Here is a 19476-nt window from a genome sequence, read left to right on the forward strand (position 1 = left end):
CCTCCACTCTTGTTGAGCCCAAAATCCTATCCGGCCGAAACTATCTCCGGCCCCTGCCCGACAAGGCAAAGGTGAAGACAAGGGCGACGACCAGAACCACGCCCTTGACGAAATCCTGCGTGTAGTAAGGCGCGTTCATCATCGTCAGGCCTTGCAGCAGGATGCCGACGAACAGCGCGCCGACGGCGGTGCCGAAGGCGTTCGGCTTGGCGGCGCCAAGCACCGCGTAACCGATCAGCGCCGCGGCGACCGCATCGAGCAGCAAATTATTACCCGAGGCGATATCGCCGCGTCCAAGCCGAGCCGCGAGCAAAATGCCGCCGATCGAGGCAAAAACTCCTGAAATAACGTAGGCCCAGATCTTGTATGCCTTGACAGGCGCGCCGGCGAGTTCAGCGGCGCGCTCATTGCTGCCGACCGCATACATCATCCGCCCGAAGCGCGTGTATTCGAGGAAGAACCAGATCAGCACGGCAAGCACCAGCAGCACGACCACCGACACCGGAATGAGGTTCGGGATGAAGAAATCGAAGCGGTGGCGGCCGAGCGCAAGGAAGGCGTCGGAGAATTTGCCGTTGGCGACCGAACCGTCGGGCATGGTCATGCCTGTGGCGATCGAGCGGCCCTCGGTCGGGATGCGCTGCAAACCGACAAGCAGGAACATCATGCCGAGCGTGGCGAGCAGGTCCGGCACGCGCATGTAGACGATCAGCCAGCCATTGATGAGGCCGACAATGGCACCGATGAGCAGGCAGACGACCACGGCGACGAGGGCATTCTGCTCCAGCACCACCATGACATAGGCAGCCGCCATCATGGCCGATGTGGCGACCGAGCCGATCGACAGGTCGAAGCCGCCGACGACCAGCGTGGCGGTGACGCCGAGCGCCAGCACGCCGGTGATGGCGACGGACTGGAAGATGAAGACGGCACTTTGCGGCGAGACGAAACCGTCGGCCGCGATCGCGAAATAGGCGACGAGCCCGACCAGCAGGACGATGAACCCGTAGCGGATTGCGTAGTCGCGCAGCGTCATTCAGCGCACCCCGGCGCCGCTGCCCACTTTACCCAACTCGAACCCATGGTCTCTCCATTCCAATTCTATCGACCGCCACGCTCAGGCAGCGCTGTGCAGCGGCCCGCCGGCGACCTCGGCCAGCAGGCGATCGAGATCGACTTCGGCGTTGCGGTGTTCGCCGACGATCGTGTGTTCCGACATCACCAGGATGCGGTCGGCCGTCTCCAGCGCCTCGTCGAGTTCGGTGACGAACAAAAGCGTCGCGCGGCCAGGGGCGCTTGCCCTGAGCTTGGCGGCGATGTCGCGCCTGGCCGAGATATCGACGCCCTGAAACGGCTCGTCGAGGATGAACAGCGCGGCGTTCTGCGCCATCCAGCGGGCGACCATCACCTTCTGCTGGTTGCCGCCCGACAGTGCCGACATTTCGTCCTTCTCGGAGCGGCAGACGATGCTGAGCTCCTCGATCTGCCGGCGCGCGGTCGTGCGTTCGAGCCGGCGCTTGAGCACGCTCAGATTCGACATCCGCTTCAGGAACGGCAGGCTGACATTACGCTCGATGTTGAAGCCGCCGACAATGCCGCTGGTGGCGCGGTCCTTGGCGACGAGGAAAACGCCGGCCGCGATCGCATCGCCTGCAGATCGCGGCGCGTAGGGCCGGCCGTTCATCGTCATCGTACCCGACAGCGGCTTGCGCACACCGAACAGTGTTTCGGCAAAAGCGGTCTTGCCGACACCGACGAGGCCGGTGATGGCGACGACCTCGCCATCGCCAAGCGTCAGCGAGATCGGCCTGGCGCCCTGCCCTATACGCAGGCCTTCAACGGTCAGGACCGGCTTGGCGGAACTTCTGGCAACGATCTGGTCGAGATGGATCTTGCGGCCGAGCATGGCATTGACCGCGCCTTCATAATCGAGCGGCTTGGTGTCGAAGGCACCTGAAACGATGCCGTCACGCACGGAGACGATGCGATCGGCAAGCCGCCTGATGTCAGACATGCGGTGCGAGATGTAGAGGATCGCCACACCCTGCTCGCGCAGCCTGTCGACCAGGGCGAACAACCTATCGGCTTCGGCGCTGGAGAGCGAGGAGGTCGGCTCGTCGAGGATCAGCACCTTCGGCTGGTGCGCCAGGGCGCGTGCGATCGCCACCATCTGGCGATCGGCCAGCGAAAGGTCGTTGACGCGGGCCTTGAGATCGATGACCAACCCCATGCGGTCGGCGACGGCCTTGGCCTCGCGGCGCACCCGGGCCGGATTGAACAGGGTCGGCGCGCCCTTGCCGCTCAGCCTGTCGAGCGTCAGGTTGGTGGCGACATCGAGGTCGGCCACGACACCGTCATTGATGTTCTGATGCACGGTGACGACGCCGGAGCGGATCGCTTCCGCCGGCGTGTTCGGCGCAAAGTCCTGCCCGGCAAGCGTCATGGTGCCGCCGCCACGCTCGTAGACGCCGCTGATGATCTTGACGAGGGTGGATTTGCCGGCGCCGTTGGCGCCCATCAGCACGGTGACTTCGCCGGAATGCAGCTCAAGCGCGATGCCGCCAAGCACCTCGTTGCGGCCAAAGGATTTCCTCAGTCCCTCTACGCGGAACACGGCATTGCCGACCATGCGTTCCTCCCTGACCTCGACGCTATGGTCAATATCGGCAATTGTCAACACGATTGACAATTGCCAGACAGCTTCCTAGCTTGGCCCCGCCGCTAAGGCTCCGTTATGATCGGAGCGCACAGGCGGGAGGGAGACGAATGACTGGGAAATTGCCGTTCGAAGCACTGTCGGTGGAGACGCTTGCTACGCGCCTCGGCACGAACGAGGCGCTGTGCGCGAAGATCGGCAAGGACACGACGCAATGGAAGGTTCGCGAAGTCGGCGACGGCAATCTGAACCTGGTGTTCATCGTCGAGGGCGCCGGCGGCGGCGCCATCGTCAAGCAGGCCCTGCCCTATGTCCGGCTGGTCGGCGACAGCTGGCCGCTGCCGCTGAAGCGCTCCTTCTTCGAGTATCACGCGCTGACCCGCCAGGAGGCGCGCGCGCCGGGCTCGGTGCCGGCGATCTATCATTTCGATGAAGGCCAGGCGCTGATCATCATGGAGTATCTGGCGCCGCCACACACCATTCTCAGGCGCGCCCTGATCGACGGGCGCCAGTTGCCCAACATTGCCAGGGATATCGGCCTGCTCATGGCCCGTACGCTGTTTCGCGGGTCCGACCTGTCGATGGTGACCAGGGATCGCAAGGCCGATCTGGCGCTGTTCGCCGACAATGTCGACCTCTGCGACATCACCGAGAACCTGGTGTTCTCCGATCCCTATTTCGACGCCAAGTTGAACCGGCATACCTCGCCGCAACTCGACGGTCTGGTCGCAGATCTGCGTGCCGACCGCGACCTCAAGGTCGAGGCGCAACGGCTGAAGCACATCTTCGCCGCCAATGCCGAGACGCTGCTGCATGGCGATTTGCATTCCGGCTCGATCATGGTCACGGACACGCAGACCCGGATGATCGATCCGGAGTTCGCCTTCTACGGGCCGATGGCCTTCGATGTCGGCATGCTGCTCGCCAATTTCTGGATGTCCTTCTTCTCGCAGCGCGGGCATGAGCAGAACGGCAAGCGCGACGCCATGCGCACCTATCTGCTCGGGGTCACCGCACAGACATGGGCGGTGTTCCGCGCCGAGTTCTCGCATCTGTGGCGCACCGAGCGCACCGGGATGCTCTATCAAAAAAGCCTGTTCGAGGATCAGGGCGACATACTCGCCGCGGAGCAGGCGCTCGATCATGTGCTGCACCAGATCTGGACCGATCTTCTCGGCTTTGCCGGCATCGAGGTGCACAGGCGCATCCTCGGCCTCGCCCACAATGCCGATTTCGAGACCATTGCCGACGAGGATCTGCGCGCCTCCTGCGAGGCGAAGGCGCTCAAATTCGGCCGTCACATCGCCGTCAACCGGCGCCAGATACATAGCATCGACGAGGTCAACAATCTGGCCGCGCTGATCGAACAGGAGAGCAGCATTTGAACGTCGGCGAGCGCCACTATCGCACCATCTGGCTGAGCGACGACGGACGTTCGGTTGACATTATCGACCAGCGCTGGCTGCCACATGATTTCCGCATCGAGACGATCGGCACGGTTTCCGGCATCGCCACCGCCATCCGCGACATGTGGGTGCGCGGCGCGCCGCTGATCGGCGTCACCGCCGCCTACGGTGTTGCCCTGCAGATGGCCGACGACCCGTCCGACGAAGCGCTCGATGCCGTATGGGAGACGCTGCACGAGACGCGCCCAACGGCGATCAACCTGCGTTGGGCGCTCGACGAGATGCGGCGCTTCCTCAAGCCACTGCCAAAAGAACAACGCGCCGAAGCCGCCTATCGACGCGCCGGTGAGATCGCCGACGAGGATGTCGGACTGAACCGCGCCATCGGCGAGAACGGTCTTGCCGTCATCAAGGCGATCGCGGCGCGCAAGCAGCCGGGCGAGACGGTCAACATCCTGACGCATTGCAATGCCGGCTGGCTGGCGACAGTCGACTACGGCACCGCCACCGCGCCGATCTATCTGGCAACCGAAGCCGGTATTCCGGTCCACGTCTATGTCGACGAGACCCGCCCGCGCAACCAGGGCGCCCAGCTTACCGCCTGGGAGATGGCAGGCCACGGCGTACCGCACACACTGATCGTCGACAATGCCGGCGGCCATCTGATGCAGCGCGGCGCGATCGACATGGTCATCGTCGGCACCGACCGGACCACCGCCGACGGCGATGTCTGCAACAAGATCGGCACTTATCTGAAGGCGCTCGCCGCCGCCGACAACAACGTGCCGTTCTATGTCGCGCTGCCCTCGCCGACCATCGACTGGACGGTGCATGATGGGCTGAACGAGATTCCGATCGAGCAGCGCTCGGCCGACGAGGTCTCGCTGGTCTGGGGCAAGACCGCCGGCGGCGAGATCGCCCAGGTGCGCATCTCACCCGAAGCGACGCCCGCGGCGAACCCGGCCTTCGACGTGACCCCGGCGCGGCTGGTGACGGGCTTGATCACCGAACGCGGCATCGCCAAGGCATCGCGCGAAGGCTTGAAAGCGATGTTCCCGGAGCGGGCGTAGCCGTAGCCGATTAATACAGCGGCTTGCTCATGTGGTTGGGCGTTGGCCATTGCGCGGTGACGCCAGGCTGCACCGGGCGCTCGAGATAGGTCGACAGCACCACATAGCTGCGGGTCGAGGTGACGCCGGGCGTTTCGTAGAGGCGAGCGAGCAGGCCTTCCAGCGCCCTCGTATCTTCGGTGCGGACCTTCAGCAACATGCAGGTGTCGCCGGCGACGGTGTGGATCTCCTCGACTTCCGGATATTGCGAAACCGCCATCAGTTCCGGGGTCTTGCCCCAGCCCCTGGTGTCGATATGCACGAAGGCCAGCAGCGGCTTCTTCACCGCCTTGGGGTCGATGATCGCGGCCGTGCCACGAATGGCGCCGCTGCGCCGAAGGCGCTTGACCCGCTCATGCGCGGCTGGCGGCGAAAGCCCGACCCGATCGCCGAGTTCTGCATAACTGACCGTGGCATCGTCGACGAGAACGCCTAATATCTTTCGGTCAATTGCGTCGACATCGCGGGGCGCCGGCATGTTCCGCGGAATGGTATCTGTTTCTTCATCCATATCGACAATCCCGATTGCCACAGAATTTAATACGGCCATTATGGCCATATGTCGAACAACAATCAAGTCGCAGCCCTGCCAACGGATGCCAGGCCACCGATCCCGGCCCTCGCCTATCTGTTGACCGGATGCATCGCCGTGATCGGCTCGAATTCGCTGGTCCTGGGCCCGATAGCCCCGGCCGTGGCGGCCTCCTTCGCCAGCAGCGTCCCGACCGTGATGATCGCGGCGGCCGCGTTTGGCCTCGGCACCTCGGCAAGCGCTTTGTTCCTGGCCCGCTACATCGACCGTCTCGGCGCACGCTGGATGCTGCAGGGAGCATTGCTGTTGCTGGCCATAGCCCTGGTTGCCAGCGCGGCCGCACCGATACTGATCGTGCTGGTCGCGGCCCAGCTCGTCGCCGGTATTGCCGCCGGCGTCGCCATGCCGGCGATCTATGCGAGTTCGGCGGCGATCGCGCCGCCCGGCCGCGAAAGCGGGACCATCGGCGTGGTGCTGACCGGATGGACGCTCAGCATGGTGGCCGGCGTTTCGCTCTCGGCCGTGCTTGCCGATCTCGTGCATTGGCGCGCCGTCTTCGCGGTCGTCTCGGTGCTGGCAATGCTGGCGCTGGCCAGTCTCACCATGACCTCGCTGAGCGGCACAAGGAAGAGCGGCCCGGCCCCGACGCCGCTGGCGGCGCTCAGCATTCCCGGCATCGTGCCGCTCCTCATCGCCTGCGCCGCCTTCATGACCGCCTTCTACGGTGTCTATGGCTATCTCGGCGACCACTTGCACAGTGGACTGGGCAAACCGGTGAGCGCCAATGGATGGGCAGCCCTTGCCTATGGCATCGGCTTCGGCACTGCTGCTCTCCTCGACGGGGTGGTCGATCGCCTGGGCGCTCGCCGCGTCATGCCATTCGCCTATCTTCTTGTCGCCATCGTCTATGTCGCGATCGCAGCGAGCAGCAACAGTTTCGGCCTGACGCTCGCCATGGTGGCGGTGTGGGGGCTTGCCAATCATTTCGGCCTGAATGTCCTGGTGATGAGCCTTTCGGCGCTCGATCCCTCACGGCGCGGCACGATCATGGGCCTGAACAGCTCGGTAACCTATCTGGCGGTCTTTGTCGGCACCACCGGTTTCGGGCCGCTCTACTCCAGCTTCGGCTTTGCGGTCTGCGCGATGGTTGCGGCATTGCTGATGCTGGTTGCCGCAGCGGCGGCCGCGTGGCGCACGCGATAGAACGCTTCTTTTGCGTGATTGCTCCAGTCGGCAGAACGTGATTGGCCACCGGCCTGTCGCCCGGTTGACAGTGGCACCCCTGCTCCTCCATACAAAGCCCGTTAATGTTCTCAGGGCGGGGTGAAAGTCCCCACCGGCGGTAAGGACTCTCGGTTGCACGGGACCCAAGCCCGCGAGCGCTTTCCAAGACAATTGGAAAGGTCAGCAGATCCGGTGTGATTCCGGAGCCGACGGTTAGAGTCCGGATGAAAGAGGACGAAACGGAAAACGGACCGCATCGGCGGGCCGGATTCCGTATCGTGCGTCCTGATTCTGGTTCGAAACGGAAGGATGGACCCATGAATCAGCATTCCCACAAAGACTATGAAACAACCCGCATCGCCGTTATCCGGGCGCGCTGGCACGCCGACATCGTCGACCAGTGCGTAAGCGCTTTCGAGTCGGAACTGGCCAGCATCGGAGGCGACCGCTTCGCCATCGATGTCTTCGACGTGCCCGGCGCCTACGAGATCCCGCTGCACGCCAAGACCTTGGCCGGGACCGGCCGCTATGCCGCGATCCTCGGCACGGCCTTCGTCGTCAATGGCGGCATCTACCGGCACGAATTCGTCGCCAGCGCCGTCATCGACGGCATGATGAATGTGCAGCTGTCGACCGGCGTGCCGGTGCTTTCGGCGGTGCTGACGCCGCACAATTATCATGACAGCGCCGAACACCACCGCTTCTTCTTCGAGCACTTCACCGTCAAGGGCAAGGAAGCGGCCAACGCCTGCGTGCAGATTCTCGCCGCGCGGGAAAAGATCGCGGCATGAAATCTTCCCGGCCGGGTGGAAATCGCGATAACACCCGGTAGTATTTGCGAAAATGCCGAGTTCGGGGAGGATGCCGGTGCAGACCAAGAAGATCATCAATGACGGCAACCGCGCCGTCGACGAGATGCTCGAAGGGATCCTCGCCGCGCATCCTCGCCACCTTGTGAGCGCGGACGGCAGCCCGCGCTCGATCATCGCCCGCGACGGGCCGCGGCCCGGCAAGGTCGGGCTGGTCATCGGCGGCGGCTCCGGCCACGAGCCGACCTTTCTCGGCTTTGTCGGCAAGGGACTGGCGGACGCGGCGGCCATCGGCAATGTCTTTGCCTCGCCACCGCCCGATCCGATCCTGGAATGCGCCAAGGCGGTGAGCGGCGGCGCCGGCGTCCTGTTCATGTACGGCAACTATGCCGGCGACGTGATGAATTTCGACATGGCCGCCGAGATGGCCGCGATGGACGATATCGAGGTACGCACGGTGCTGACCACCGATGACGTCGCCTCGGCACCGCGCGACCAGCGGCAGAAGCGCCGCGGCGTCGCCGGCAACTTCTTCATCTTCAAGGCGGCCGGTGCGGCCTGCGACCTCATGCTCTCCCTGGACGAGGTCGAGCGCGTCGCGCGCAAGGCCAACGACCACACCTTCACCATGGGCGTGGCGCTGTCACCCTGCTCGCTGCCGCAGACAAGGCGGCCGAATTTCGAGATCGGCGCCGACGAAATGGAGATCGGCATGGGCATCCACGGCGAACCCGGCATCGCCCGCGGCAAGCTTGGGAGCGCCGACGAAATCACCGACGAGATGCTGGACAGGATTTTCGCCGAGATGGCGCCGAAGCGCGGCGACAATGTCGCGGTGCTGGTCAACTCGCTCGGCTCGACGCCGCTGATGGAACTCTACATCATGAACCGGCGGGTCAAGCAGCGGCTCGACGACATCGGCGTTTCGATCCACGCGACCTGGGTCGGCAATTACTGCACGTCGCTCGAAATGGCCGGCGCCTCGGTGACGCTTTTCCATCTCGATGAAGAATTGCAGACCATGCTCGACCATCCCTGCGACTGCGCCATGTTCCGTGCCGGCTGACGAAAGAGCGTTCCCGTGACCATCGACGCCACCGACCTGAAAAGAATGTTCGATACGATCGCGGTGGCGATCGAGGCCGACAGGGACAGGCTCTGCCAGCTCGACGGCGTCATTGGCGACGCCGACCACGGCATTGCCATGGCGCTCGGCTTCGGCGCGGTGCGCGATGCGCTGGCCACGCTCGACCTTGCGGCGGTAGAACCAACGGCGCTGCTCAACACTGCGGCGAAATCATTCCTGAATGCCGTCGGCGCTTCCTCGGGCCCGCTCTATGCGACGGCCTTCATGCGCGCCGCCGCCACCGTCAAGGGCAAGGCGACGCTGGCGGAGGTGGATTTCATCGCCCTGTTCCAGGCCATGGCGCAAGGCATCAAGGATCGCGGCAAGGCGGAGCCGGGCGAGAAGACGATGGTCGATGCCTGGCAGCCGGCGGCCGAAGCCGCCGCCGAGGCCAATCTTGCCGGCAAGAACTTGGCCGAGAGCCTCGGGGCAGCACTTACTGCCGCCGAGTCTGGTGCTGAAGCGACCAAGAACATGATCGCCGCCAAGGGCCGCTCCTCCAGGCTCGGCGAGCGATCGCTCGGGCATATCGACCCGGGCGCCGCATCGGCCGTTACAGTGATCGGCGCGATACGCAAGAGCCTGACATCGACCCTATAGTTTCAGATCGAAGCTGACCTTGAAGGCATGTCCCTGAGCGTCCTTCGCAATCTGGCCGGAATAGGATGCGCCAAGCATTGCATTGGGCGACAGGAGAACATCGAAGCCGGCTTCGACCGCCAGCGCATCCCGGGCGATCGGCACGCCGGAAATGGTAAAGGATGCTCCGGTGTTGAAGGCCAGATCGGAGGTCGGACCAACGTTGCCATAGGCGTGTTGCCAGCCCAGCATGCCATGCAGGGCGGCCTTGGTTGCTCCCGTGTCGAACTGGGTCGAAGCGCGAACGCCAAATGTCGAGAAGGTGTTTTCCGTCGTCGTCTTCTGTGCCGTCAGCGCCGAAGTCGTGCCGCCGGTCTCAGCGAAACCATCGGTCTTCAGATTGACGTAGGCGAGATTGGCGAAGGGTTCGAAGGCATTGCGTCCGATATCGAAGCGGTAGGCCAGTTCGCTGAAAGCCTGCGCCGTCGCGGCATTGTAGTCGGCGGAGAGCTGTTCGCTGAAGGCGGGGAAGACCACGTTGCGCCTGGTCTCGATGTCATGCCAGCCATAGATCGCGCCGGCGCGGAAACCGAACTGTCCCAGTTGCGTGCCGGCATATAGGCCGAGATTGTAATTGTCGCTCGAGCCGGATGAAGCGCGGTCGGTGACATCGAATCTCGAATGGCTGTAACCGCCGAGCACGCCGAGCCGCCAGCTTCCAACCGGTGCGTCGGCGCCGCCGATGAATCCCGCCGTGTTGCGGCCGAAGGCAGCGGCATCGCCGGAGCCGTTCGTATCGCCCGTCATTGCAAGTGCCTGACTCCAGATCACGATGCCATCTGCATTGGCGGGTGCGGCGCGCACGCCGTCGGTGTCGATGCTGGCGGTCGTCAGAACCGGTGCGGAGACCCCATCGAAGGCGGACCGAATTCGGCTGTTCGCGGCGTCCCGCGCGAAACGGCTGTCCTCCACCAGCGCGCCACTGATATCGGCGTGGATCTCGCCGGAGAGCGCGTTTCCAAAGGGGCGCAGATATTGATAAAAGGCGACGGTCTTGCCCTCGTTCGGCCCGTCCAGATGTTCCCGGTTGAGGACATGGAGTTTCCAGCCGTCCTTGGTCATCTTGAAGGCAAGGCCCTCGGTTTCCTGTCCGTCCGGAGACTGCAGATTGCCCAGTTTCTCGACTTCTCCAGTCTTGAGGTTTGCCCGGTATATTCCGTTGGTTTCGTCATTCGCGGAAAAATACATCCAGCCGTCGAGGAGCTTGCCGCCTTGTGCCGCGTCGACGGTCTGCGACAGGGGGATGTATTCCTTGAAGCTCCAGTCCGCGAGATTGTAGACCGCCAGTTCCGTGGCGTTGTTGTACGCCATGCCGTAGCCGAGGCCATTCTTGGCATCGACTGCCACCCAACTGGCAATGTCAATGGTGCCGTTGGGCGGATTAAGCGCAAAGGCCTTGCCAGTATAACTCAGGTCACTTGCGTTGTAGATCGCAAAAACGGGATTGTTGTATCTGTATCCGGTGACAGGGTCCGCGACGCTTGAATCCAGCGAAATATACAGAAGCCCGTCTGCATAGTCGATGTCGCCGATGTGGTTGAGGCCTGCGTCGGAGAATTGGGACGGAATCTCCAGAACATGTGGAATGCCGGGCGCCGCAAGCAGGTTGCGGTTGTAGTTTCCATCTGTGCGTTCGAGAATATTGGTACCGGAGAAATACCAATTCGTTCCGTCTGTCGTCACTCCCTGTTTCTTCGATGTTGTGGCATCGCCGGTAAAGACCGTCTTCTCGACCATGATCCAGGGCTCGACGGCGAGTGCCGGCACCGATGTCATCGCAAGCGCGCTGGACAGAACGATGCAGGAGGTTATGGTTTTCGGAAGGCAGGCCGTTCCCTTCAGGGTGGCTCTGCTGGCGTGATCGGTCATCTTGGAAGACATTTCTGGCGCGTTCCTGTTGGTGTTTTATGATCGACGGCCCGACGCGCACGACATCGACCAACGACGGTGGCGGCCGTCGGCGATGGCAAGACTCGAGGTTTTTTGTGGCTCTTCGGGTGCTATTTGCGCTGCGGTTCGTCGATCGCTCTGGCGGAGAGTTCAACGACGTGCTCACTAGGGTGGGCACGTGACAATCGTATGAATAATGGGAATAGTATGAAGAATTCAGCTAGCGCGCCCCGGGCGTCCCGCATGACGTCGCGCATTGCCGGTTCATCGCATTCCGGCCTGCACGCCAGGCTTCTCAACGAAATCGGTCTCAGCATCGTGCGCGGCGAATTGATTCCGGGCGACCAGTTGCCGAATGGCGACGATTGGAGCGCCTCATATGGCGCAAGCCGCACCGGCCTGCGGGAAGTCGTCAAAGTGCTGGCGGGCAAGGGCATGGTGGAAATGCGCCCCCGGACCGGGACCAGGGTGCGCCCGCGCAGGGATTGGAATTTCCTGGACCCTGATGTGCTCTTGTGGCGTTTCGGCTCGAGGACGACTGCCGAGGAGGCGCGTTCGCTGTTCGAACTGCGCCGCGCGATCGAGCCGACGGCCGGGGCCCTGGCGGCGGAGCGCGCCAGTCCGGAGCAGATCGCCGAGTTGAGGGCAATCCTGGAAGAGATGGAACAGGCCGGCGATGACGGCGAACGTTTCGCGGGGCCGGATCTGGCTTTCCACCAAGCGATCCTGCACATGTCGGGCAACGAGTTGATCGGCTCACTCGCCGCTTTGATCGAGACCGCGCTGGTGATCAGCTTCCGGCTTTCGGACGACAACCCAACCGGTCAGCGCCATTCACTCAGCCTGCATCGGCAGATTGTCGAGAACATCGAAATGCGCGACCCGGCCGCCACCAGCAAGGTGCTGATCGACCTTCTGGACGGAGCGGAAGAGGACGTACGGCGTTCCCTCGCCGCCAGGCTCGGCAGGCAGAAATAGACCGGCATCGCCGCATACACAGCACCTGCGCGCCGGGAACCCGCCCAGCCCGTGCCGCGGGCCTGCCGATCATGCAGGCTTCGCCGCATCGAGCCTGTTGATCGCCTCGACATTGCCGGCCGACGGCCCCTTCTCGTCGAACTCGGAGGCAAGCCACGTGTCGACGATGGCCTTGGCCAATTCCGGGCCAATGACGCGGGCGCCCATGGTGATGATCTGCGCGTTGTTGGATTTCGCGGCGCGCTCGGCCGAATAGGTATCGTGGGTGAGTGCGGCGCGGATCCCCGGCACCTTGTTGGCCGAGATCGACACGCCGATGCCGGTGCCGCAGAACAGGATGCCGCGATCGTTCTCGCCGTCGATGATGGTCTGGGCGAGTTTTTGCGAGAGGTCGGCATAGTAGCCGGCCTGGCTGAGATCACTGACCGTCAGGCCGGATTTGGTGGCAAGGTGCGCGGCGATGACATCGAGCAGCGGCTTGCCGGCGCTGTCGGCTCCAATGGCTATTTTCATGGTTTTCCCTTTCGTGTTTGGATGATTTCAGATCGCCGCCAAAGCGCGGCCGAGGATGTCGATGTAGCCATCCGCCTGCCAGGCGGAGCGGCCGATGAAGAGGCCGTCTATATTGGGCTGGCCGAGCAGTTCGGCGGCATTGCCGGGATTGACGCTGCCGCCATAGAGCACCGGCGGCACGGACGGCAGCAGGCCGCCGGCGACCTTCTTGATCAACGCCTGCTGCTTGTCGGCATAGTCGGAGCTGGCCGGAATGCCCTTGTCACCGATCGCCCAGACAGGCTCATAGGCGAACAGGATTTTTGCGCCCTTCGCCTCGCCTTCGAGGAATTGCAGAGCGCCCTCGACCTGGGCGCTCAACACCGCATCGGCCTTGCCGCCTTCGCGCTCGGCCAGCGTCTCGCCGACGCAGATGAGCGGTATCAATCCGTGCTTCACGGCGGCCGCCGTCTTGAGGCCGACGGTGCGGTCGGTCTCGCCGAAATGCTCGCGCCGCTCGCTGTGGCCGAGCTCGACCAGATCGAGCCCGCAGTCGGTCAGCATCAGCGGCGAGATCTCGCCGGTCCAGGCGCCGGCATCGGCCCAATGCATGTTCTGAGCGCCGACCTTGACGCACGTCGACGACAGCGCTTGGCTGACCTCGCGCACCGCCGTGAAAGGTGGGATGACGAAAGGCTGGATGCGGTCATCGAAGCCTGGGATGAAACCGGCCAGGCGCTCCGCGAAAGCCATCGCCTCGGCGAGCGTCTTGTTCATCTTCCAGCTTGTACCGACCCAGTAAACCACGCGTACTGCTCCTTACTTTTGTCCAGCGATCAGCGCCCGCCTTCGGGATCATGATCCCTTGTCGATCACCGTCAGCGACACGCCGGCGGCATCCAGCGCGGCGCGCATCGCCGGCTCGGGCGCGCGGCCGGTGAAGACCGTGTCGAAGGCGCTGAGATCGGTGAGGAAGTGCAGCGCCGTGCGGCCGAACTTGCCGTGATCGACCAGCAGATATTTGCGGGTCGCCGCCGCCATCATCAGCCGCTTGGCCTGCACCACCTCCTGGTCCTGGTGGAAGGCGGAAGCCCCGTGAATGGCGGAGGAGGACAGGAAGGCAACGTCGGCGCGCAGCGATTTGAGCGACGCCTCGGCCAGCAGGCCGAAGAAGCCGTGGAACTTCTTGCTGTACTGGCCGCCGAGCGCGATCAGGCTGATGCCGCCTGCGCCGGCCAGATCCTGGATGACGGCCAGATTGTTGGTGATCACGGTCAGCGGCCGCAGATCGGCGAGATGCCGCGCAATGCCGCCCGCCGTCGAGCCATCGTCGATCATCACGGTCTGGCCGGGCTCGATCATGCCCACGGCGGCAGCCGCCAGGCGCTGCTTTTCCTCGATCGCCTGCTTCTGACGGTAGCGGAAATCGCTTTCGAACAGACCGCTCGGCTGGATCGAAGCGCCGCCGCGCACCTTGCGCAAGAAGCCGCTTTCCTCGAGCTCGTCGAGGTCGCGGTGCACGGTCATCTTGGAGACGCCAAAGAGCAAGGCCAGGTCGTCGACGCCGGCCTGACCGGCGTCCATCAGAAACTCCATGATGCCTTGACGCCTGATATCGCTCTTCATTGCCGCTGACCGCCAACGCCGAGCGTGGCTCCCTGATCGAACCCAAATGATAACAGATATCATCGCAAAAGTAGCAAATATTTTGTGATATTGGGACAATTTTTTGGGATATTCCGCTTGCCCTGATCGCGGCGCTGTAACAAGAATTGCGGCCGGGACGGTCTGTCACGGTTGCGGTTGCGCCGAAATCCGGCCAGAAGCATCGGTGGGCTGGACGATGCGCGGACAGTCCGCAACCACAGGTTCGAAACCAGATACGGGAGACTATTCGTTGGCTCGCATCACACTGAGACAATTGCTCGATCACGCCGCCGAATACGGCTACGGCGTGCCGGCCTTCAACATGAACAACATGGAACAGGGCCTCGCCATCATGGAGGCGGCGGAAGAGACCAAATCGCCTGTCATCCTGCAGGCAAGCCGCGGTGCGCGCGCCTATGCCAATGACGTGGTGCTGGCCAAGCTGATCGACGCGCTGGTCGAAATCCACCCCGACATCCCGGTCTGCATGCATCTCGACCATGGCAACAATGAAGCCACCTGCGTCACCGCGATCCAGTACGGCTTCACCTCGGTGATGATGGACGGCTCACTCAAGGAGGACGGCAAGTCGCCGGCCGACTACGCCTATAATTCAGGCATCACCAAGCGCGTCGTCGACATGGCGCATTGGGGCGGCGTCTCGGTCGAAGGCGAGATCGGCGTGCTGGGCTCATTGGAGAGCGGCGGCGGCGAGCAGGAAGACGGCCACGGCGTCGAAGGCGCGATCAGCCACGACCAGCTTTTGACCGATCCCGAGCAAGCGGTGCAGTTCGTCAAGGACACCCATGTCGATGCGCTGGCGGTGGCCATGGGCACCAGCCATGGCGCCTACAAATTCTCGCGCAAGCCGGACGGCGCGGTGCTGGCGATGAATGTCATCGAGGAGATCCACCGCCGCCTGCCCAACATGCATCTGGTCATGCACGGCTCGTCCTCCGTGCCGGAGGACCTGCAGGAGATCATCAACAAATATGGCGGCCAGATGAAGCCGACCTGGGGCGTGCCGGTGGAAGAAATCCAGCGCGGCATCAAGCACGGCGTGCGCAAGATCAACATCGACACCGACAACCGCATGGCGCTGACCGGCGCGATCCGCAAGGTGCTGACCGAGAACCCGAGCGAGTTCGACCCGCGCAAATATCTGACGCCGGCAATGGCGGCGATGCGCAAGCTCTGCAAGGAGCGCTTCGAGCAGTTCGGCACGGCCGGCAACGCGCCGAAGATCAAGCCGCTGCCGGTCTCGGAAATGGCCAAGCGCTACAAATCGGGCAGCCTCGACCCGAAATTCGGCTGAGTCCGGCCGACCGAAAATCCGGCTGCATCTCCGGGCAGGAGCCGCGCAGGCTCCTGCCCGATCTCTATTCGGCCCTTGGCAAAAGGCTGGGTCTGCCTGTCTCGATGAACGGCGCCCAATAGTCGACGGACTCGCGGATCATGGCGACCACCTGGTGGTCGACCGGCTCACGCTCACGGAACGACAGTTCGAGGCAGATCTCGTTGTCGGTGCCGCCGCCACGCCGCACCGTCTCCAGCAGCTTTTCCGGCGTGATGCGGCCGTCCCTGTTGTAGGCTGATGTGAACGGCCAATGGCCTCCCTTGTTCATCGACGACTGCTTGATGTGGATGATCGGCGACTTCCTGGGAAAGGCCCCAGCCCAGGCATAAGGGTCGATGTCGGCGGGATCGCTTGATGTGACGTCGCCATGGTCGATGTCGACCATCATCTCGAGCGGAATGGCCATGCTTGCGGCGTCGATCGCGTCCTGCAGCTGCCGGCAATTCTCGATGGTGTGGCCGAACTCGCGGCCGACCGACATCGGCTCCCAGAACAGGTAGGTCAGGCCGGCCGCACGAGCATGCTCGGCGACCTCATGCCAGCAGTCCAGCGCGATGTCGAACAGCTGGGCGCGGCGCTCGGGGTCGTCAAAGTCGCGATGGGTGAAGATGGCGAATTGCGTGCCCATGCCGCTGGCGCCAAGCTCGGCCGAGATGTCGGCGAAGGTCTTGAACCAGTCGACATAGTAGCGGCGCACATCCGCGTCGGGGTGGCCGAAATGATTGAGCCGGCCGTAAGGGCCGGTCATGCCGGAGGTGACACGCACGCCGGTGCGGGCGAGTGCGCCGCGAAACAGGCGGACGAATTTGACGATCGTCGCCGCCGGCCAGCCCGGATTGACGAATTCATGCGTGAGCTGCACATCCCGAATGCCAATGCCGTAGGCGATGGTGTCGATCAGATCAGCCGGATCGGCAAAACGGTTGACCAGCGGATTGGTGTTGAGGGAGAGCGTGAAGGCCAAGGCGCGCTTCCCTCTTTCAGCGTTGGCTGGTGGCTAAAACTGCCGTCATTGCAGCGTCGCCCCCTCGCGGTTGAGTTGCTGGCGGTACTTTTCAGCGTCCCAGTTCAACAGTTCGGCATTCTCCTTCGGGCTCAGATAGTTGACGCGCGCCGCGCCATCGACGCGGGCGACGACGTCGGCCAGGCAACGCGCCATCGCTTCGGCGCCTGCATTGGCATCCCTGCGCATCAGCACGCCCTTGCCGGGAAACAGGATGGATGTCGGCGCTACGGTGGTGCGGGCGACGACCGCCGCCGCGTTCTCGCCGGGACCGGCGATCACCGAGCCGACGCCAAGGAAGATGACATGATCCGGGTAGAGGCTGCCGGAAGCCGCGATGCGGCAACTGGCGAGGTCGGTCGCGACGGCATGCGCGGCAGCCGAGGCCGGCAATCGGTAGTCGCTGCCGGCGGCAAGCCTCAGCAGCGCGTCGAGATCGGGGGCTGGGGCCGGCCGCGGCGGCCGCGCGAGCAGCCCGGTCACCCGTTGCAGAAGCAAGGCCGCTTCGGCGACCGTGTCGGCCGCGACCACCAGCCCGTGATTGCCGAGCACGAGCACGTTGGTCGCAGGCTTCAGCCGCTCGGCGATCCCTTGCGCCAGCGGCAGGCCGGGCCGACGATAGGGCACGAAAGCCCAATCGAGGCCACGCAGGCGCTCCTCCAGGAGGGCTTCGGCATTGGCCTGCACGGCGATCGAGATCGTCTCGACGCAATGGACGTGGACGACGACCTTCTGCGGCAGCAGAGCATGCACCGTCGTCTCGATGGAGGGCCGCAGCTGGCGAGGATTGAGGTCCGCCAGCGTGAACTGCCCGGCCGTCTCCGCCGCCGGGCTGCGATGCGCCACGGCATCGAGCAGCGGCGCCAGCGCGACCGGCACCATGATCTCATCGTCGCGCGCGTTCTTCAGCCAGGTGCCCGAGGCTTTGATCCACAGCACGCCGGCCTGCTTGATGGAGGTGTTGCCGCCGGCGCCCTGGACCAGCAGCGGATCGGCGCCGATGCTGGCCGACAAGGAGCGCAGCATGCGGAATTCGGTGGTGCCGGTATCGACGGGATGGACCATCAGCCTGCCTTCGCCAACCGGTTCGCGCACCAGTGCTCGAAGGCCGCCCTCTCCTCGGCGGACAGATGCAGGCCATGCTTGGTGCGCCGCTGCAGGATATCGGCCGACGTCAAAGCCCATTCCCGGTCGAAGAGATAATTGGCCTCGCGCTCAAAGAAATCCTTGCCGAAGCAGCGTCCGAGGTCATCGAGCGAACGGGCCGCGCCAACCAAAGCCCGTGTCCTGGTGCCGTAGAGTCGACCATAATGCTTGAGCAGCGATGCCGGCATCCATGGATACTCGAGTCCGAGATCGCCAAGAAACTGTTCGAAATCGGCATTGGCGATGTCACCGCCGGGCAGATGCGCCTTCGCGGTCCATGGCTTGCCCATTTTGGGGAAGAACGGAGCGATCCTGTCCAGCGCATGCTCGGCCAGTTTGCGGAAGGTGGTGATCTTGCCGCCGAAGACGGAGAGCAGCGGCGCCTGCCCGTCCGATGCGTCGAGCTCGAAAATGTAATCGCGGGTGACGGCGCTGGGGTTGTCGGCATTGTCGTCATAGAGCGGCCTGACGCCCGAGAACGAATAGACGACATCGCCGCGCGCAAGTCCGCGCTTGAAATAGCGGTTGACCACCCTGATCAGGTAGTCGATCTCACTCCCATCCGCCGCCACATCCTCAGGCCGGCCATCATAGGGAATGTCGGTGGTGCCGATCAGGGCGAGATCGTTCTGATAGGGGTTGATGAAGATCACACGCTTGTCGCTGTTCTGGATGAGATAGGCCTGACGCCCTTCCCAGAATTTGGGCACGACGATGTGGCTGCCCTTGACCAGGCGGACATTGCGCCTGGAGTTCTGGCCGGCAACGCGGTTGACGATGTCGTTGACCCAGGGGCCGGCGGCATTGATCAGTGCGCGGGCACGAACCGTCGTCCTGATGCCCGTCCTGCCGTCCTGCGTCTCGACAACCCACAGGCCGTTCTCGCGGCGGGCGGCGGTGCAGGCGGTGCGGGTGAAAACCCTTGCGCCGCGCTCGGCGGCGTCGAGCGCGTTGATGACGACGAGGCGGGCGTCGTCGACCCAGCAGTCGGAATATTCGAAGCCGCGCCGGAAGGCGTCCTTGATCGGGGCGCCCTCGGGCGCGGTGCGCAAATTGAGCGTGCGTGTCGCCGGCAGCCGCTTGCGGCCGCCGAGATGGTCGTAGAGGAACAGGCCGAGCCGCACCAGCCAGGCCGGCCGGTCGTCCGGGCTGTGCGGCAGCACGAAGCGCATCGGCCAGATGATGTGCGGCGCCGATTCCAGGAGCACCTCGCGCTCGATCAGCGCTTCGCGCACCAGGCGGAATTCGTAATATTCGAGGTAGCGCAGGCCGCCATGGACGAGCTTGCCCGAGCGAGAGCTGGTGCCTTCGGCGAGGTCGTCCTTCTCGCACAGGATGACGGAAAGGCCGCGGCCAGCTGCATCGCGCGCAATGCCGGCGCCGTTGACGCCGCCGCCTATGACGAAGAGGTCGACGATTTCAGTGCCACCGCTCATGTCGCCATGGCCTCGATGCCGGTTTG

18 protein-coding genes and 1 riboswitch are annotated in these 19476 nt (G+C 63.9%); of the genes, 8 read left to right on the top strand and 10 right to left on the bottom strand.

Features of this window, described 5'->3' with window-relative positions; genetic code table 11:
- Nucleotides 1-40: 40 nt before the first annotated feature.
- Both AC07UC_RS28005 and AC07UC_RS28010 read right to left on the bottom strand, forming a co-directional pair.
- On the bottom strand, nucleotides 41-1036 hold the full coding sequence (locus tag AC07UC_RS28005; protein WP_202323432.1) for an ABC transporter permease: 996 nt from the start codon (nucleotides 1034-1036) through the stop codon (nucleotides 41-43).
- A gap of 81 nt (nucleotides 1037-1117) precedes the next feature.
- Nucleotides 1118-2629 (bottom strand): sugar ABC transporter ATP-binding protein, encoded by a 1512-nt coding sequence (locus AC07UC_RS28010; protein WP_494908089.1) that lies wholly within the window; start codon nucleotides 2627-2629, stop codon nucleotides 1118-1120.
- Between the two features lie 137 nt (nucleotides 2630-2766).
- On the opposite strand from AC07UC_RS28010, the gene mtnK reads away from it, so the two are divergent.
- Nucleotides 2767-4041 carry an S-methyl-5-thioribose kinase gene (gene mtnK, locus AC07UC_RS28015; protein ID WP_494908090.1) on the top strand — a complete coding sequence of 425 codons (1275 nt, stop codon included), beginning with the start codon at nucleotides 2767-2769 and terminating at the stop codon, nucleotides 4039-4041.
- On the top strand, nucleotides 4038-5132 hold the full coding sequence (mtnA, locus tag AC07UC_RS28020) for an S-methyl-5-thioribose-1-phosphate isomerase (RefSeq protein ID WP_140769170.1): 1095 nt from the start codon (nucleotides 4038-4040) through the stop codon (nucleotides 5130-5132). Before mtnK ends, mtnA begins: the two co-directional genes overlap by 4 nt.
- A gap of 10 nt (nucleotides 5133-5142) precedes the next feature.
- Here the strand turns inward: mtnA and AC07UC_RS28025 are convergent, their stop codons facing one another.
- Nucleotides 5143-5682: an Lrp/AsnC family transcriptional regulator gene (locus AC07UC_RS28025; RefSeq protein WP_202323435.1), complete on the bottom strand. Its 540-nt coding sequence runs from the start codon at nucleotides 5680-5682 to the stop codon at nucleotides 5143-5145.
- Between the two features lie 48 nt (nucleotides 5683-5730).
- Between AC07UC_RS28025 and AC07UC_RS28030 the strand changes: the two genes are divergently transcribed.
- The 4 genes from AC07UC_RS28030 (at nucleotide 5731) to dhaL (ending at nucleotide 9462) form a co-directional block, all read left to right on the top strand.
- A complete protein-coding gene (locus tag AC07UC_RS28030) occupies nucleotides 5731-6906 on the top strand; it encodes an MFS transporter (RefSeq protein WP_494908092.1) in 1176 nt (391 codons plus the stop codon).
- Nucleotides 6907-7008: 102 nt separating this feature from the next.
- Nucleotides 7009-7167: riboswitch (FMN riboswitch) on the top strand.
- Between the two features lie 77 nt (nucleotides 7168-7244).
- Nucleotides 7245-7718: a 6,7-dimethyl-8-ribityllumazine synthase gene (locus tag AC07UC_RS28035; RefSeq protein WP_202323437.1), complete on the top strand. Its 474-nt coding sequence runs from the start codon at nucleotides 7245-7247 to the stop codon at nucleotides 7716-7718.
- 70 nt (nucleotides 7719-7788) lie between these two features.
- The gene (locus AC07UC_RS28040; RefSeq protein WP_494908093.1) at nucleotides 7789-8802 is read left to right on the top strand and encodes a dihydroxyacetone kinase subunit DhaK; all 1014 of its coding nucleotides are present in this window, start codon (nucleotides 7789-7791) and stop codon (nucleotides 8800-8802) included.
- Nucleotides 8803-8817: 15 nt separating this feature from the next.
- On the top strand, nucleotides 8818-9462 hold the full coding sequence (gene dhaL, locus AC07UC_RS28045) for a dihydroxyacetone kinase subunit DhaL (RefSeq protein WP_494908094.1): 645 nt from the start codon (nucleotides 8818-8820) through the stop codon (nucleotides 9460-9462).
- Here dhaL and AC07UC_RS28050 read toward each other — a convergent pair.
- A complete protein-coding gene (locus AC07UC_RS28050; protein ID WP_202323439.1) occupies nucleotides 9457-11382 on the bottom strand; it encodes an autotransporter outer membrane beta-barrel domain-containing protein in 1926 nt (641 codons plus the stop codon). The genes dhaL and AC07UC_RS28050 overlap by 6 nt on opposite strands.
- A gap of 252 nt (nucleotides 11383-11634) precedes the next feature.
- Between AC07UC_RS28050 and AC07UC_RS28055 the strand changes: the two genes are divergently transcribed.
- Nucleotides 11635-12369 carry a FadR/GntR family transcriptional regulator gene (locus tag AC07UC_RS28055; protein WP_494908096.1) on the top strand — a complete coding sequence of 245 codons (735 nt, stop codon included), beginning with the start codon at nucleotides 11635-11637 and terminating at the stop codon, nucleotides 12367-12369.
- A gap of 69 nt (nucleotides 12370-12438) precedes the next feature.
- Here the strand turns inward: AC07UC_RS28055 and derI are convergent, their stop codons facing one another.
- The 3 genes from derI to AC07UC_RS28070 are packed head-to-tail and all read right to left on the bottom strand — an operon-like array spanning nucleotide 12439 to nucleotide 14487.
- Nucleotides 12439-12882, bottom strand: coding sequence for a D-erythrulose-4-phosphate isomerase (gene derI, locus AC07UC_RS28060; protein WP_494908097.1), 444 nt, complete (start codon nucleotides 12880-12882; stop codon nucleotides 12439-12441).
- Nucleotides 12883-12909: 27 nt separating this feature from the next.
- Nucleotides 12910-13668, bottom strand: coding sequence for a triose-phosphate isomerase (locus tag AC07UC_RS28065; RefSeq protein WP_494908098.1), 759 nt, complete (start codon nucleotides 13666-13668; stop codon nucleotides 12910-12912).
- A 48-nt stretch (nucleotides 13669-13716) separates the two neighbouring features.
- Nucleotides 13717-14487: a DeoR/GlpR family DNA-binding transcription regulator gene (locus AC07UC_RS28070; RefSeq protein ID WP_140769182.1), complete on the bottom strand. Its 771-nt coding sequence runs from the start codon at nucleotides 14485-14487 to the stop codon at nucleotides 13717-13719.
- 271 nt (nucleotides 14488-14758) lie between these two features.
- Here AC07UC_RS28070 and fba point away from each other — a divergent pair, with 271 nt between their 5' ends.
- A complete protein-coding gene (gene fba, locus AC07UC_RS28075) occupies nucleotides 14759-15823 on the top strand; it encodes a class II fructose-bisphosphate aldolase (protein WP_140769184.1) in 1065 nt (354 codons plus the stop codon).
- A 64-nt stretch (nucleotides 15824-15887) separates the two neighbouring features.
- Here the strand turns inward: fba and AC07UC_RS28080 are convergent, their stop codons facing one another.
- The 3 genes from AC07UC_RS28080 to AC07UC_RS28090 are packed head-to-tail and all read right to left on the bottom strand — an operon-like array spanning nucleotide 15888 to nucleotide 19450.
- Nucleotides 15888-16829, bottom strand: coding sequence for a sugar phosphate isomerase/epimerase family protein (locus AC07UC_RS28080; RefSeq protein WP_494908099.1), 942 nt, complete (start codon nucleotides 16827-16829; stop codon nucleotides 15888-15890).
- Nucleotides 16830-16874: 45 nt separating this feature from the next.
- Nucleotides 16875-17963 carry a class II aldolase/adducin family protein gene (locus AC07UC_RS28085; protein ID WP_494908100.1) on the bottom strand — a complete coding sequence of 363 codons (1089 nt, stop codon included), beginning with the start codon at nucleotides 17961-17963 and terminating at the stop codon, nucleotides 16875-16877.
- Nucleotides 17933-19450: a glycerol-3-phosphate dehydrogenase gene (locus tag AC07UC_RS28090; RefSeq protein WP_494908101.1), complete on the bottom strand. Its 1518-nt coding sequence runs from the start codon at nucleotides 19448-19450 to the stop codon at nucleotides 17933-17935. Before AC07UC_RS28090 ends, AC07UC_RS28085 begins: the two co-directional genes overlap by 31 nt.
- Between the last annotated feature and the right edge of the window lie 26 nt (nucleotides 19451-19476).

This window comes from Mesorhizobium sp. GW821-FHT04C10 (assembly GCF_059420305.1).

Excerpts from the sequence above, each read along its gene's own strand:
- AC07UC_RS28005 (WP_202323432.1), bottom strand. The coding sequence starts at position 1,036 with ATGACGCTGCGCGACTACGCAATCCGCTACGGGTTCATCGTCCTGCTG.
- AC07UC_RS28010 (WP_494908089.1), bottom strand. The coding sequence starts at position 2,629 with ATGGTCGGCAATGCCGTGTTCCGCGTAGAGGGACTGAGGAAATCCTTT.
- mtnK (WP_494908090.1), top strand. The coding sequence starts at position 2,767 with ATGACTGGGAAATTGCCGTTCGAAGCACTGTCGGTGGAGACGCTTGCT.
- AC07UC_RS28025 (WP_202323435.1), bottom strand. The coding sequence starts at position 5,682 with ATGGATGAAGAAACAGATACCATTCCGCGGAACATGCCGGCGCCCCGC.
- AC07UC_RS28030 (WP_494908092.1), top strand. The coding sequence starts at position 5,731 with ATGTCGAACAACAATCAAGTCGCAGCCCTGCCAACGGATGCCAGGCCA.
- AC07UC_RS28035 (WP_202323437.1), top strand. The coding sequence starts at position 7,245 with ATGAATCAGCATTCCCACAAAGACTATGAAACAACCCGCATCGCCGTT.
- AC07UC_RS28040 (WP_494908093.1), top strand. The coding sequence starts at position 7,789 with ATGCCGGTGCAGACCAAGAAGATCATCAATGACGGCAACCGCGCCGTC.
- AC07UC_RS28050 (WP_202323439.1), bottom strand. The coding sequence starts at position 11,382 with ATGTCTTCCAAGATGACCGATCACGCCAGCAGAGCCACCCTGAAGGGA.
- AC07UC_RS28055 (WP_494908096.1), top strand. The coding sequence starts at position 11,635 with ATGACGTCGCGCATTGCCGGTTCATCGCATTCCGGCCTGCACGCCAGG.
- derI (WP_494908097.1), bottom strand. The coding sequence starts at position 12,882 with ATGAAAATAGCCATTGGAGCCGACAGCGCCGGCAAGCCGCTGCTCGAT.
- AC07UC_RS28070 (WP_140769182.1), bottom strand. The coding sequence starts at position 14,487 with ATGAAGAGCGATATCAGGCGTCAAGGCATCATGGAGTTTCTGATGGAC.
- AC07UC_RS28090 (WP_494908101.1), bottom strand. The coding sequence starts at position 19,450 with ATGAGCGGTGGCACTGAAATCGTCGACCTCTTCGTCATAGGCGGCGGC.